At 45.6% G+C, this 12,365-nt stretch carries 21 protein-coding genes; all 21 read right to left on the reverse strand.

Annotation, left to right across the window (positions count from 1 at the left end; all coding sequences use genetic code 11):
• Window positions 1–27: 27 nt before the first annotated feature.
• Window positions 28–426, reverse strand: a complete 399-nt coding sequence (gene rpsH / locus MM817_RS10540) for a 30S ribosomal protein S8 (RefSeq protein ID WP_241714653.1) — start codon at window positions 424–426, stop codon at window positions 28–30.
• Window positions 427–453: 27 nt separating this feature from the next.
• On the reverse strand, window positions 454–639 hold the full coding sequence (locus MM817_RS10545; RefSeq protein ID WP_241714655.1) for a type Z 30S ribosomal protein S14: 186 nt from the start codon (window positions 637–639) through the stop codon (window positions 454–456).
• 21 nt (window positions 640–660) lie between these two features.
• Window positions 661–1,203: a 50S ribosomal protein L5 gene (gene rplE / locus MM817_RS10550; RefSeq protein WP_241714658.1), complete on the reverse strand. Its 543-nt coding sequence runs from the start codon at window positions 1,201–1,203 to the stop codon at window positions 661–663.
• 24 nt (window positions 1,204–1,227) lie between these two features.
• Window positions 1,228–1,557, reverse strand: a complete 330-nt coding sequence (rplX, locus tag MM817_RS10555; protein ID WP_241714660.1) for a 50S ribosomal protein L24 — start codon at window positions 1,555–1,557, stop codon at window positions 1,228–1,230.
• A 30-nt stretch (window positions 1,558–1,587) separates the two neighbouring features.
• Entirely contained in the window at window positions 1,588–1,956 is a 369-nt protein-coding gene (gene rplN, locus MM817_RS10560) for a 50S ribosomal protein L14 (RefSeq protein ID WP_241714662.1), read from the reverse strand.
• A 51-nt stretch (window positions 1,957–2,007) separates the two neighbouring features.
• A complete protein-coding gene (gene rpsQ / locus MM817_RS10565) occupies window positions 2,008–2,274 on the reverse strand; it encodes a 30S ribosomal protein S17 (protein ID WP_241714664.1) in 267 nt (88 codons plus the stop codon).
• A gap of 27 nt (window positions 2,275–2,301) precedes the next feature.
• Entirely contained in the window at window positions 2,302–2,499 is a 198-nt protein-coding gene (rpmC, locus tag MM817_RS10570; protein WP_241714665.1) for a 50S ribosomal protein L29, read from the reverse strand.
• On the reverse strand, window positions 2,489–2,923 hold the full coding sequence (gene rplP / locus MM817_RS10575) for a 50S ribosomal protein L16 (RefSeq protein ID WP_241714668.1): 435 nt from the start codon (window positions 2,921–2,923) through the stop codon (window positions 2,489–2,491). Before rplP ends, rpmC begins: the two co-directional genes overlap by 11 nt.
• A gap of 14 nt (window positions 2,924–2,937) precedes the next feature.
• Window positions 2,938–3,591: a 30S ribosomal protein S3 gene (gene rpsC, locus MM817_RS10580; RefSeq protein WP_241714670.1), complete on the reverse strand. Its 654-nt coding sequence runs from the start codon at window positions 3,589–3,591 to the stop codon at window positions 2,938–2,940.
• A 15-nt stretch (window positions 3,592–3,606) separates the two neighbouring features.
• A complete protein-coding gene (gene rplV, locus MM817_RS10585) occupies window positions 3,607–3,939 on the reverse strand; it encodes a 50S ribosomal protein L22 (RefSeq protein WP_241714671.1) in 333 nt (110 codons plus the stop codon).
• A gap of 43 nt (window positions 3,940–3,982) precedes the next feature.
• A complete protein-coding gene (gene rpsS / locus MM817_RS10590; RefSeq protein ID WP_241714673.1) occupies window positions 3,983–4,264 on the reverse strand; it encodes a 30S ribosomal protein S19 in 282 nt (93 codons plus the stop codon).
• A gap of 34 nt (window positions 4,265–4,298) precedes the next feature.
• Window positions 4,299–5,129 carry a 50S ribosomal protein L2 gene (gene rplB / locus MM817_RS10595; protein WP_241714675.1) on the reverse strand — a complete coding sequence of 277 codons (831 nt, stop codon included), beginning with the start codon at window positions 5,127–5,129 and terminating at the stop codon, window positions 4,299–4,301.
• A gap of 24 nt (window positions 5,130–5,153) precedes the next feature.
• Window positions 5,154–5,447: a 50S ribosomal protein L23 gene (gene rplW / locus MM817_RS10600; protein ID WP_241714677.1), complete on the reverse strand. Its 294-nt coding sequence runs from the start codon at window positions 5,445–5,447 to the stop codon at window positions 5,154–5,156.
• Window positions 5,444–6,070, reverse strand: a complete 627-nt coding sequence (gene rplD, locus MM817_RS10605; RefSeq protein WP_241714679.1) for a 50S ribosomal protein L4 — start codon at window positions 6,068–6,070, stop codon at window positions 5,444–5,446. Before rplD ends, rplW begins: the two co-directional genes overlap by 4 nt.
• A gap of 24 nt (window positions 6,071–6,094) precedes the next feature.
• Complete coding sequence (gene rplC, locus MM817_RS10610) at window positions 6,095–6,715, reverse strand: 50S ribosomal protein L3 (protein ID WP_241714680.1); 621 nt, start codon at window positions 6,713–6,715, stop codon at window positions 6,095–6,097.
• Window positions 6,716–6,744: 29 nt separating this feature from the next.
• Window positions 6,745–7,053 carry a 30S ribosomal protein S10 gene (gene rpsJ, locus MM817_RS10615; protein WP_241714682.1) on the reverse strand — a complete coding sequence of 103 codons (309 nt, stop codon included), beginning with the start codon at window positions 7,051–7,053 and terminating at the stop codon, window positions 6,745–6,747.
• Between the two features lie 199 nt (window positions 7,054–7,252).
• Window positions 7,253–7,855: a signal peptidase I gene (gene lepB / locus MM817_RS10620; protein WP_241714685.1), complete on the reverse strand. Its 603-nt coding sequence runs from the start codon at window positions 7,853–7,855 to the stop codon at window positions 7,253–7,255.
• Between the two features lie 186 nt (window positions 7,856–8,041).
• Window positions 8,042–9,232, reverse strand: a complete 1,191-nt coding sequence (gene tuf, locus MM817_RS10625; protein WP_241714687.1) for an elongation factor Tu — start codon at window positions 9,230–9,232, stop codon at window positions 8,042–8,044.
• Window positions 9,233–9,253: 21 nt separating this feature from the next.
• Window positions 9,254–11,329: an elongation factor G gene (fusA, locus tag MM817_RS10630; protein WP_241714689.1), complete on the reverse strand. Its 2,076-nt coding sequence runs from the start codon at window positions 11,327–11,329 to the stop codon at window positions 9,254–9,256.
• 71 nt (window positions 11,330–11,400) lie between these two features.
• Window positions 11,401–11,871, reverse strand: coding sequence for a 30S ribosomal protein S7 (gene rpsG, locus MM817_RS10635; protein WP_241714691.1), 471 nt, complete (start codon window positions 11,869–11,871; stop codon window positions 11,401–11,403).
• A 64-nt stretch (window positions 11,872–11,935) separates the two neighbouring features.
• Window positions 11,936–12,355, reverse strand: coding sequence for a 30S ribosomal protein S12 (rpsL, locus tag MM817_RS10640; protein ID WP_241714693.1), 420 nt, complete (start codon window positions 12,353–12,355; stop codon window positions 11,936–11,938).
• Window positions 12,356–12,365: the final 10 nt, after the last annotated feature.

Raw genomic sequence — 12,365 nt, forward strand, 5'->3', positions numbered from 1 at the left:
ACCTCCTCTAAATTAAACAAAACTCAATTACCAAACGTAGCAAAGAACTTCTCCGCCAACTTTATTCTTACGAGCTTCACGATCTGTCATAATCCCGTGCGATGTTGAAACAATCGCAATACCGAGACCACCTAGCACCCGTGGCATTTCTTCTGATCCTGCATATACACGCAAACCAGGCTTACTAATTCTTTTTAATCCCGATATCACACGTTCATTGTTCGGACCATACTTGAGATGGACGCGGATTGTCCCCTGCTTATTATCTCGAATCAATTCCGCATCCCGAATATACCCCTCTGATTTCAAAATATCAGCGATCGCATGCTTTATGCGCGAACCAGGAATATCCACTTTCTCGTGGCCGACCATATTGCCATTGCGAATGCGGGTTAACATATCCGCGATCGGATCTGTCATCACCATGAAAAGACAACCTCCTTCCGTTTACCCTTACCAGCTAGACTTGGTTACGCCAGGCAACTGACCCTGGTGCGCCAATTCGCGAAAGCAAATCCGACAAATCCCGAACTTGCGCAGCACTGAGTGCGGACGGCCGCAACGTTCGCAGCGCGTATAAGCTCGGGTGCTAAATTTCGGCGGACGCTGAGCCTTAATAATCATCGACTTCTTGGCCACAACTCTACCCCCTACGACCTTTTAAGATTTACGAAATGGCATTCCGAGTTCTGCGAGTAAACCACGCGCTTCTTCATCGGTTTTAGCCGTTGTAACAAGCACGACGTCCATTCCACGAACCTTGTCAATGCGATCGTATTCTATTTCCGGAAATATCAACTGCTCGCGCAAACCTAATGTGTAGTTGCCACGACCATCAAACGCCTTCGATGATACACCACGAAAGTCGCGTACACGAGGAAGTGCAATGTTGAAAAGTTTATCAACAAAATCATACATGCGCTCTCCACGCAATGTAACCTTGGTACCAATCTTTTGTCCTTCGCGCAGTTTAAAACCAGCGATAGACTTTTTAGCACGTGTAACAACAGGCTTCTGTCCAGCAATCAGCGTTAAATCGCCAACCGCATTATCCATAACCTTCTCATTTTGAGCAGCTTCACCAACACCCATGTTGATAACTACTTTCTCTAAACGAGGTACTTGCATCACACTTCTGTACTCAAACTTTTGCATTAAACGCGATATAATCTCATTTTCATAATGATCACGTAAACGTGCCATGCCCTACACCTCTTTTCAACCTGGCTACTTGTCGAGCACTTCGCCAGACTTTTTCGCGTATCTGACTTTTGAACCATCTTCTAAAAACTTATAACCGACGCGAGTTGGAGCTCCTGTTTTAGGATCTACAATCGCAACATTGGAGACGTGAATCAGTGCTTCACGTTCTACAATACCACCATCAGGCATCGTCATACTTGGTTTCATATGACGTTTAATCATGTTAACGCCCTCAACTAAAACTCGATTTTTTTTAGGAAAAACCGCTAAAACGACACCTTTTTTATCGCGATCTTTACCTGTCGTTACGATGACTTGATCGCCTTTTTTAATCTTAAGCTTCGGTTGGGTCATCATCACACCTCCTCGTTCCAAAGCAGCACCTTATAGTACTTCAGGAGCTAACGATATAATTTTCATAAAATCGCGATCGCGCAACTCACGAGCAACTGGTCCAAAGATCCGTGTTCCACGCGGGCTTTTGTCTTCACGAATAATAACGGCGGCATTTTCATCAAACCGAATATAGGTTCCATCGGTCCGTTGCACACCACGTCGCGTTCTTACGACAACCGCCTTAACTACGTCGCCTTTTTTGACAACGCCGCCTGGTGTTGCGCTTTTTACAGAAGCAACAATGATATCGCCAATATTTGCCGTACGGCGATTTGAACCACCAAGTACACGGAAACACATGATTTCCTTTGCGCCTGAATTGTCAGCTACAGCAAGTCTCGTTTGGGGTTGAATCACAGCAAATGCCTCCCTTCAAACAGCACGGGACATCCCACGCTAAAATGAGCATTACAGAATTTCTGCTTTTTTTACAATCTCCAAAAGTCTCCAACGCTTATCTTTACTAAGTGGGCGAGTCTCCATAATACGAACCACATCGCCGATCTTAGCTTCATTTTGCTCGTCATGAGCTTTGAAACGATTGGTATGTTTTACACGTTTGCCATAGAGCGGATGTGGCTTCGTCGTTTCTACAGCAACCACAACTGTCTTTTGCATTTTATCGCTTACAACAGTTCCAGTCCGAACCTTTCTTTCATTACGGGTCTCATCCATGTAGATCGATTCCCCTTTCCTTTAAACTTAACCGATGCCTAGTTCCCGCTCGCGAAGAATTGTCTTTGCACGCGCGATGGCTTTGCGAACTTCGCGCACACGCATCGGATTTTCGCACTGACCAGTGGCCAATTGAAAACGCAGGTTAAACAACTCTCCTTTTAGAGAACCAATTGCATCGACCAACTCACCATTCGTTTGCAAACGGAGGTCCTTAACTTTCATTTGGTTCACCCCCCATATCCGCACGCGATATAAACTTCGTTTTAATAGGAAGTTTATGCGACGCTAGTCTCAGCGCCTCCCGTGCTACTTCTTCCGGTACGCCAGCTAATTCAAAAAGAATGCGACCAGGTTTTACAACAGCAACCCACTTTTCCGGAGAACCTTTACCACTTCCCATACGTGTCTCAGCAGGTTTAGCAGTGACTGGTTTACTCGGGAAAATCTTAATCCATACCTTACCACCACGGCGAATGTAACGCGTCATAGCAATACGAGCAGCTTCGATTTGACGATTGGTAATCCACGCCGGCTCCAACGCTTGAAGGCCATAATCACCGAACGCGATCTCGTTGCCACCCTTGCTCATGCCCTTCATACGCCCGCGATGTTCCTTGCGGTGCAACACGCGTTTTGGCATCAACATGGTTTGTTACCTCCCTATTCGGCGGTTTTCTTCCCGCGCGTTGGCAAAATCTCACCGCGGTAGATCCACACCTTAACTCCGATTCTTCCATACGTTGTGGCCGCTTCACTTAGTGCATAATCAATATCAGCACGAAGAGTGTGTAACGGCACAGTTCCTTCTGAATATCCTTCGTTACGCGCAATATCTGCGCCCGCTAAACGTCCAGACACTTGCACCTTTATACCTTTTGCACCAGCACGCAACGTCCGTTGCATCGCCTGCTTCATCGCACGACGAAATGCTACACGACGTTCTAACTGTAATGCAATATTATCAGCAACCAATTTTGCATCAAGATCAGCGATCTTAATTTCATTAATGCTAATGTGTACACGCTTGCCAGTCAAGCTAGAAAGTTGATTGCGAAGTGTATCTACTTCCGAACCACCTTTACCGATCACCATACCTGGTTTTGCAGTATGAACAGTAACATTCAAACGATTGGCAGAACGCTCAATGCCTACACGAGATACTGCTGCGTCTTTCAAGCGCTTTAGAACAAACTGCCGCACTTTAAGGTCTTCATGCAACAAACCTCTGTATTCTTTCTTATTAGCAAACCACTTTGACTCCCAGTCGCGAATAATACCGATTCGCATGCCAATTGGGTGCACCTTTTGCCCCATGCAGTCAATCCCTCCCTACTTTTCGCCCACAACCACAGTGATGTGACTCGTGTGCTTTAGAATGCTAAACGCCCTACCTTGCGCACGTGGATGGAACCGTTTTAAAGTAGTTCCTTGGTCCACGAAGATCTTCGTAATAACCAGTTGCTCCACATCCATGTTGTAATTATGCTCTGCGTTGGCAATTGCCGAGCGCAGAACCTTCTCTATAACCGGGGATCCTGCTTTTGGTGTGTGCCGCAAAATAGCAATCGCATCACCAACGCGCTTCCCACGGATCAAGTCCACAACTAATCGAACTTTTCGCGGAGCGATACGAATGTGCCGCGCAATAGCTTTAGCTTCCATCTCCGTACCTCCTTTACTTCAGTTTTCTCATCTTCCAGCCCACTTAACGAGACCGCGATGATTTCTCATCACCTGCATGACCTTTAAAAGTCCGCGTTGGTGCAAATTCCCCTAACTTATGTCCAACCATGTCTTCAGAAATATACACTGGAACATGTTTGCGACCATCATGAACTGCAATGGTATGTCCCACGAATTGCGGGAAAATCGTCGAACGACGCGACCACGTCTTAATGATGCGCTTTTCGTTTGCGGTATTCAATACATCAACTTTTTTCAGAAGATGATCGTCAGCAAACGGCCCTTTTTTTAATGAACGGCCCACGATATTGTCCTCCCTTCTCGCAAGTCACGCAAGATTACTTCTTGCGACGACGAACGATATACTTGTCGGTCCTGTGATTCTTCTTGCGTGTTTTCTTGCCAAGAGTAGGCTTACCCCAAGGCGACATCGGAGATTTGCGTCCGATTGGCGCACGACCTTCACCACCACCGTGAGGGTGATCGTTCGGGTTCATAACAACGCCTCGAACCGTAGGCCGAATGCCCAACCAACGTTTACGACCAGCTTTACCATAGTTCACATTCTCGTGATCTAGATTTCCAACTTGTCCGATCGTTGCGCGGCACTCAATGCGAACCATGCGCACTTCACCAGAAGACAAGCGAAGCTGAGCGTAGTCTCCTTCTTTAGCCAGTAGTTGCGCTTCTGCACCTGCTGCACGCGCCAATTGACCGCCTTTGCCTGGCTTCAACTCGACATTATGCACAACAGTACCAACCGGCACTGCAGACAGGGGCATTGCATTTCCGACCTTGATGTCTGAACCCACACCAGAATGGATCATATCGCCAACTTTTAAGCCCACCGGCGCAATAATGTACCGTTTCTCACCATCCACATAATGAATGAGCGCGATGCGAGATGAACGGTTCGGATCATACTCAATCGTAGCAACACGGCCGGGTATGCCATCTTTATTCCGTTTAAAATCGATAATACGGTACTGACGTTTATGCCCGCCGCCCCGGTGACGTGTCGTAATCTTACCTTGATGATTGCGACCAGCGCGTTTTGGCAAGGATTCGATCAAAGAACGCTCAGGGCGATCAGTTGTGATTTCGTCAAACGTCGACACCGACATAAAACGACGTCCCGGCGAAGTCGGTTTGTACTTTTTAATAGCCAACGAGGATACCTCCTTTACTCAGACCTACGCTTGACCGAAGAAATCAAGTTGCTGCGAATCTTCCGTCAAGGTGACTAGAGCCTTTTTCCACTTAGATGTATAACCAACGTGCTTACCAAAGCGTTTGCGCTTAGCAGGTACCCACATCGTATTGACCTTTACTACCTTGACGCCCGGAAACACAATCTCAATCGCTTTTGCAATCTCAATCTTATTTGCATCGCCAGAAACCTCAAAGCTATATACAAGGCGCTCCATAAGCGCCATCGACTTCTCAGTTACAAGTGGTCGACGGATAATATCGTGAGGATTTTTCACTTCGCAAACACCTCCTCCACACGGGCAACACCGGCTTTAGTGATAATCAATCGATCATATTTCAAAATGTCATATACATTCAAACCATCTGCAGCACAGTATGAAGTGCCCGGTATGTTACGAAGTGACAAATAGACATTTTGACTTTTTGAAGCATCAACTAACAATGCTTTACTCGACACACCCAATGCTGCTAATGCAGATTGCATATGTTTTGTTTTTATATTCGACACAGCCAATTCATCAAGCACTATAATGGTTCCCGCTTGAACTTTTGTCGTCAACGCTGAGCGTAACGCTAAACGCCTAATTTTCTTTGGCAATTGATACGCATACGATCTCGGTGTTGGACCATGTACAACTCCACCGCCTACCCACTGCGGCGAACGAATACTACCTTGACGAGCACGGCCAGTACCTTTTTGTTTCCATGGTTTACGACCACCGCCGCGCACTTCTGAACGCCCTTTTACTTTATGTGTTCCAGAGCGCTTAGAAGCTAGCAAACTCTGCACAACATCGTACATTGCCGCTTGATGAACAGGAGCATTCCATATCGTATCCGACAATTCAATTTCTCCAATTGCCGCTCCGTTCAAATTGTATACAGGTACTTTCGGCATCTCATATACCTCCTTTCTTACTCGTTAGCGATGTTTCACCGCTGTACGAACTGTGACGAATCCTTTTTTAGGACCAGGTATGGCACCCTTAATCAATAGTAGATTCCGTTCACGATCCACACGTACAATTTGTAGGTTCTGTACAGTCACACGTTCATGACCCATACGACCAGCCATCGTTTGACCCTTAAAGACCCGATTTGCATCAATCGAACCTAAAGAACCTGTTCCACGGTGGTATTTAGAACCATGTCCCATAGGACCAGTGGATTGATTGTGACGTTTAATTGGCCCCGCTGTACCCTTACCCTTCGATACGCCAACTACATCGACGATATCTCCAGCGCTAAACGTATCCGCAAATACTTCCTGACCGACTTCATACTGTTGATCAAGTTGCCCACGAAGTTCACGAACGTAGCGCTTGGCCACCGTATTGGCCTTTGCAGCATGACCAGCAAGCGGTTTTGAAGGCCGCTTCATATCTGCAAATCCAAGTTGAACGCTGCTGTATCCGTCTGTTTGAGGGGTTTTTACCTGCAATACTACACACGGTCCCGCTTCAACAACCGTTACAGGAACTACGTTTCCGTCATCCAGAAACACTTGCGTCATACCAAGTTTGCGTCCTAATATCCCTTTCACTACCTGCACCTCCCAAGCCGTGCACAGCTCTACAATTTAATCTCAATGTCTACGCCTGACGGTAAATCTAAGCGCATCAATGCATCTACAGTTTGTTGCGTTGGACTCAAAATATCGATCAGTCGTTTATGCGTTCTCATTTCAAACTGTTCGCGAGAATCCTTGTACTTATGCGGTGAACGCAGAACGGTTATCACAGACTTATCCGTTGGCAACGGAATCGGACCAGCTACTCCTGCGCCTGACCGTTTTGCAGTCTCAACGATTTTTTCAGCTGATTGATCTAGCAGTCGGTAGTCATACGCTTTAAGTCGAATCCGAATTTTTTGCTTTGCCACATGTTTCCCTCCTTCATCGCCCAATTATTCCGGCTCATGACCGGCTGGACATACTCCGCAAAAATCTCCCCATTGGTACCCATATGGCATTGGTACATGAGCAACCTTTTGCATCATCGCAGTCAGAAACCAACAGTATGAAATTATACACAAGAAATCCGCAAAACACAAGTATCAACCAAAATGATCTCCATCATCTTCAAGGTGATTGTGGAAGATAGTGTTCTTGAGTGGGACCAATAAATTTAAAGTGACTGAGTGGCCAGAAAACAAAATCCACTCTACCAATGACAGATGAGATCGGAATAGGCCCAATCACACGTGAATCTTCACTAATGTTGCGATTGTCACCCATGACAAATAAATCGCCTGGAGGTACAGTAATAGGACCAAAATTTTTATAAGGATTCATCGGTCCATTAATAAATGGTTCTTTTATAATCTTTCCATCAATGTACAACTGCCCATCATAAATCTTTAGTGTTTCGCCAGGTATTCCAATCACCCGTTTAACCCAGTCATCTCCAAAAGGAGAACGAAAAACGATAATGTCTCCAGGTTTAGGGGGTCCAAAATAATATGGAATCTTATCTACAAGCAATCGCTCGTTGTTATGCAATGTAGGATACATGGATAACCCATCAACTTGAAATTGTGCAAACAAGAAATGATGAATTAGAAACGCAATGACTACAGCAACAAGAATCGCCTTAATCCAATCCCATAAATTACTCCACCCAGATTTCTGGTTCTTATCGTCAGGTCTAGATGCTCCACCCGTAACGCCTGATGGTTCGCTCATCGTGTGCCTCCTTCAAAAGAAAGTTCAATGGTGTTTACGCACAATCAGGACACCCGTTCTATTATACATGCTTTACGCGCAATAAACCAAGCACTCACTCTGGAGTAGGTTGCATATAAAAGCTTCAATGCCAATAAAAAGAAAAAAGCTAGGCGCACGATACGCCTAGCTTTAATTCTTCAACATTTACTTCGTAATACCTACAACAACACCTGCGCCAACTGTACGTCCACCTTCACGGATAGCAAACCGCGTACCATCTTCGATAGCAATCGGTGCGATCAGTTCCACTTTAAGAGTAACGTTATCGCCAGGCATAACCATTTCCACGCCTTCTGGAAGTGTAATAATGCCAGTTACATCAGTGGTACGAAAATAAAACTGTGGACGATAATTATTGAAGAAAGGTGTATGACGACCGCCCTCTTCTTTTTTCAACACATATACTGATGCGTCAAAAGAGGTATGCGGTTTAATCGAACCAGGCTTACAAATAACTTGACCACGCTCAATATCTTTCCGATCAACACCGCGCAATAATGCACCAATATTGTCGCCTGCTTGTGCAAAGTCAAGTAACTTACGGAACATTTCAATACCAGTTGCAATCGTTTTACGTGGTGCTTCTGACAAACCGACGATCTCTACTTCGTCGCCTACTTTTAATTGTCCACGTTCCACACGACCTGTCGCAACAGTGCCACGACCTGTAATCGTAAAGACGTCTTCAACAGGCATCAAGAAAGGCTTATCTGTATCGCGAACTGGCGTAGGAATAAAGCTATCTACAGCTTCCATTAACTCAGTAATTTTTCCAGCCCAATCACCTTTAGGATCTTCTAAAGCTTTTAAAGCAGATCCGCGAATAATAGGCGTGTCATCACCAGGGAATTCATATTCAGTTAGAAGATCGCGAATTTCTAACTCAACGAGCTCTAGCAACTCTTCGTCATCAACCATATCGCATTTGTTCATAAATACGACAATATGCGGTACACCTACTTGACGTGCAAGCAAAATGTGCTCACGTGTTTGTGGCATTGGACCATCTGATGCAGATACAACAAGGATAGCTCCGTCCATCTGTGCAGCACCTGTAATCATGTTTTTAACATAGTCAGCATGACCAGGGCAGTCAACGTGAGCATAATGGCGATTTTCTGTCTCATACTCAACATGAGCTGTATTGATTGTAATACCGCGCTCACGCTCTTCTGGAGCCTTGTCAATCGAAGCATACGACATGGCTTGCGCTTGACCATTTAGCGATAGAACTGTGGTGATAGCAGCTGTTAAAGTCGTCTTGCCGTGGTCAACGTGACCAATGGTACCAATGTTTACGTGCGGTTTGTTGCGTTCAAATTTTGCCTTTCCCAATGAAATCAACTCCTTATCGTTTTACTGTCCTTTATTTTTTGCAATAATTTCTGCTGCAACAGAACGCGGTACTTCTTCGTATGACGAGAATTCCATCGTATACGTTCCCCGTCCTTGCGTACGCGAACGGAGGCTAGTTGCATAACCAAACATCTCCGCTAACGGCACAAAACCTCTGATGACTTGAGCTCCAGCACGTGACTCCATTCCCTCAATACGCCCTCGGCGCGAGTTAATGTCACCCATAATGTCACCCATGTACTCCTCAGGCACCACAACTTCAACCTTCATAATAGGCTCTAGCAATGTCGGATTCGCTTTATTGGCACCATTTTTAAGAGCCATAGAACCGGCGATGTGGAAAGCCATTTCTGAAGAGTCAACTTCATGGTAAGAACCATCAACAATTGTCGCTTTGATATCAATCATCGGATAGCCAGCAACGACACCATTTAGCATCGCTTCTTTAATACCCGCATCGACAGGTGCCACATATTCACGCGGAACCACACCACCGACAATTTTGTTCTCAAACACGTATCCAGCTCCGCGTTCAAGTGGTTCAAATTCTACCCATACATGCCCATACTGACCACGACCACCAGATTGGCGAACGAACTTACCTTCAGCCTTGACTTTATTGCGAATTGTCTCTTTATAGGCAACTTCTGGTTTCCCAACGTTTGCCTCCACCTTAAATTCGCGTACCATCCGATCAACAATAATTTCAAGGTGTAACTCACCCATGCCCGAAATAATGGTTTGACCAGTTTCTTGATCTGTACGCGTCCTAAAGGTAGGATCTTCTTCAGCAAGTTTATTCAAAGCAATGCCCATCTTATCTTGGTCAGCTTTGGTCTTAGGTTCAATAGCAACGGAGATAACCGGATCCGGAAAATCCATTGATTCTAGAACAATGATGGACTTTTCATCACATAAGGTATCACCAGTTGTCGTATCTTTAAGACCAACAGCAGCAGCGATATCCCCCGAATAAACCACAGGAATTTCTTCACGATGGTTTGCGTGCATCTGTAGAATCCGTCCAATACGTTCTCTCTTCCCTTTTGTTGAATTGAGAACATACGATCCAGAAGACAAATGACCAGAATACACACGGAAGAATGCAAGTTTACCAACAAAAGGATCGGTCATAATCTTAAACGCTAATGCTGAAAAGGCGTGATCATCATCAGGTATGCGCTCTTCAAATTCCCCATCTTCATCCAAGCCCTTAACAGGCGGAATATCCAGTGGTGAAGGTAAGTAGTCAACTACTGCATCAAGCATAGGTTGAACGCCCTTATTCTTATACGATGAACCGCATAAAACAGGTACCAATCCAGTCTTAATTGTACCAACGCGCAATGCCCGTTTAATCTCATCAACAGTTAACTCTTCACCATCAAGATACTTCATCATCAATTCTTCATCTACTTCTGCAACTGCCTCAAGAAGCTTGATGCGGTACTCTGAAACTTTCTCACGATACTCATCGGGAATATCCCGTGATTCCGATGTGGTTCCAAGGTCATCCGTGTACACGATTGCGCGATTTTCAACCAGGTCAATGACACCTGTAAAATGATCCTCTGCGCCTATCGGAATTTGAATAGCCACCGGATTAGATTTCAAACGATCGCGAATTTGATCTACGCAATCATAAAAGTCTGCTCCGATAATATCCATCTTGTTGACATATGCGATCCGCGGAACATCATATTTATCAGCTTGACGCCACACAGTCTCGGACTGTGGTTCAACGCCACCTTTAGCATCAAAAACCGCTACAGCACCATCAAGAACACGTAACGAACGCTCTACCTCAACCGTAAAATCAACGTGACCAGGAGTATCAATAATGTTAATCCGGTGCCCTTTCCACTGTGCAGTGGTAGCAGCCGAAGTAATTGTAATTCCACGCTCTTGTTCTTGAACCATCCAGTCCATGGTCGCAGCACCTTCGTGCACTTCGCCAATCTTATGGACGCGCCCTGTGTAGAACAAGATACGCTCAGTCGTGGTTGTTTTCCCCGCATCGATGTGAGCCATAATACCAATGTTGCGCGTTTTTTCTAGCGGGAACTGTCTAGACATGAAATCCCTCCTCCCTGCTTTCATCGTAAGCGATCTGAATAGCATCGCATAACACTGTATTCATCAAATGACTACCAGCGGTAGTGAGCAAACGCCTTATTGGCCTCCGCCATCCGATGTGTATCTTCACGCTTCTTCACAGATCCACCAGCGTTATTAGCAGCATCCATAATTTCATTAGCCAAGCGCTCGTCCATGTTTTTTTCGTGACGTTGACGGGCATAGGTGACTAACCAGCGGATGCCAAGCGTAGAACGTCGCTCTGGACGAACTTCAATTGGCACCTGGTAGTTTGAACCCCCTACCCGACGTGCTTTAACTTCCAAAACCGGCATGATATTTTTCATGGCTGCATCAAATACTTCCAGCGGATCTTTACCTGCACGCTCACGTACTTTTTCAAACGCACCGTAAACAATATTTTGTGCTACTCCACGCTTACCATCCAACATAATCTTATTAATCAAGCGAGTAACCGATTTATTTTCATAAACCGGATCCGGCATCACATCGCGACGCGGAACTGGCCCTTTTCTCGGCATGGACAAATCCCCCTTTCCATTACCCTCATCACATGAGAGAAATCACTTCTAGCATTTAAGCTCATTACTTCTTTTTCTTCGGACGCTTGGCGCCGTACTTGGAACGAGACTGTTGACGGTCTTTCACGCCTGCAGTATCAAGTGCACCACGGACAATGTGATACCTCACACCAGGTAAGTCCTTTACACGACCGCCCCGCACTAGAACTACGGAGTGCTCCTGCAAGTTATGACCAATACCAGGAATGTAGGCAGTTACTTCAATACCATTCGTTAAACGCACACGAGCATACTTACGAAGTGCTGAGTTTGGCTTTTTCGGGGTCATCGTCCCTACACGGGTACACACGCCGCGTTTTTGTGGTGAAGGGAGATCCGTTTGCTCCTTGTGGAAGCTGTTATAGCCCTTCTGTAATGCCGGCGCTCCGGACTTTTCTTCTATAACCATGCGTCCTTTACGCACTAGCTGATTAATCGTCGGCACGTCGTACACC

The organism is Sulfoacidibacillus ferrooxidans (assembly GCF_022606465.1).
GTDB lineage: Bacteria > Bacillota > Bacilli > Alicyclobacillales > SLC66 > Sulfoacidibacillus > Sulfoacidibacillus ferrooxidans.

Coding starts and splice junctions, on each gene's coding strand:
- rplE (WP_241714658.1), bottom strand. CDS start 1,203: ATGGCACGTTTACGTGATCATTATGAAAATGAGATTATATCGCGTTTA.
- rpsQ (WP_241714664.1), bottom strand. CDS start 2,274: ATGGATGAGACCCGTAATGAAAGAAAGGTTCGGACTGGAACTGTTGTA.
- rplX (WP_241714660.1), bottom strand. CDS start 1,557: ATGACCCAACCGAAGCTTAAGATTAAAAAAGGCGATCAAGTCATCGTA.
- fusA (WP_241714689.1), bottom strand. CDS start 11,329: ATGTCTAGACAGTTCCCGCTAGAAAAAACGCGCAACATTGGTATTATG.
- rplP (WP_241714668.1), bottom strand. CDS start 2,923: ATGTTGATGCCAAAACGCGTGTTGCACCGCAAGGAACATCGCGGGCGT.
- rplV (WP_241714671.1), bottom strand. CDS start 3,939: ATGGAAGCTAAAGCTATTGCGCGGCACATTCGTATCGCTCCGCGAAAA.
- rpsC (WP_241714670.1), bottom strand. CDS start 3,591: ATGGGGCAAAAGGTGCACCCAATTGGCATGCGAATCGGTATTATTCGC.
- rplD (WP_241714679.1), bottom strand. CDS start 6,070: ATGCCGAAAGTACCTGTATACAATTTGAACGGAGCGGCAATTGGAGAA.
- rpmC (WP_241714665.1), bottom strand. CDS start 2,499: ATGAAAGTTAAGGACCTCCGTTTGCAAACGAATGGTGAGTTGGTCGAT.
- lepB (WP_241714685.1), bottom strand. CDS start 7,855: ATGAGCGAACCATCAGGCGTTACGGGTGGAGCATCTAGACCTGACGAT.
- rpsH (WP_241714653.1), bottom strand. CDS start 426: ATGGTGATGACAGATCCGATCGCGGATATGTTAACCCGCATTCGCAAT.
- rpsG (WP_241714691.1), bottom strand. CDS start 11,871: ATGCCGAGAAAAGGGCCAGTTCCGCGTCGCGATGTGATGCCGGATCCG.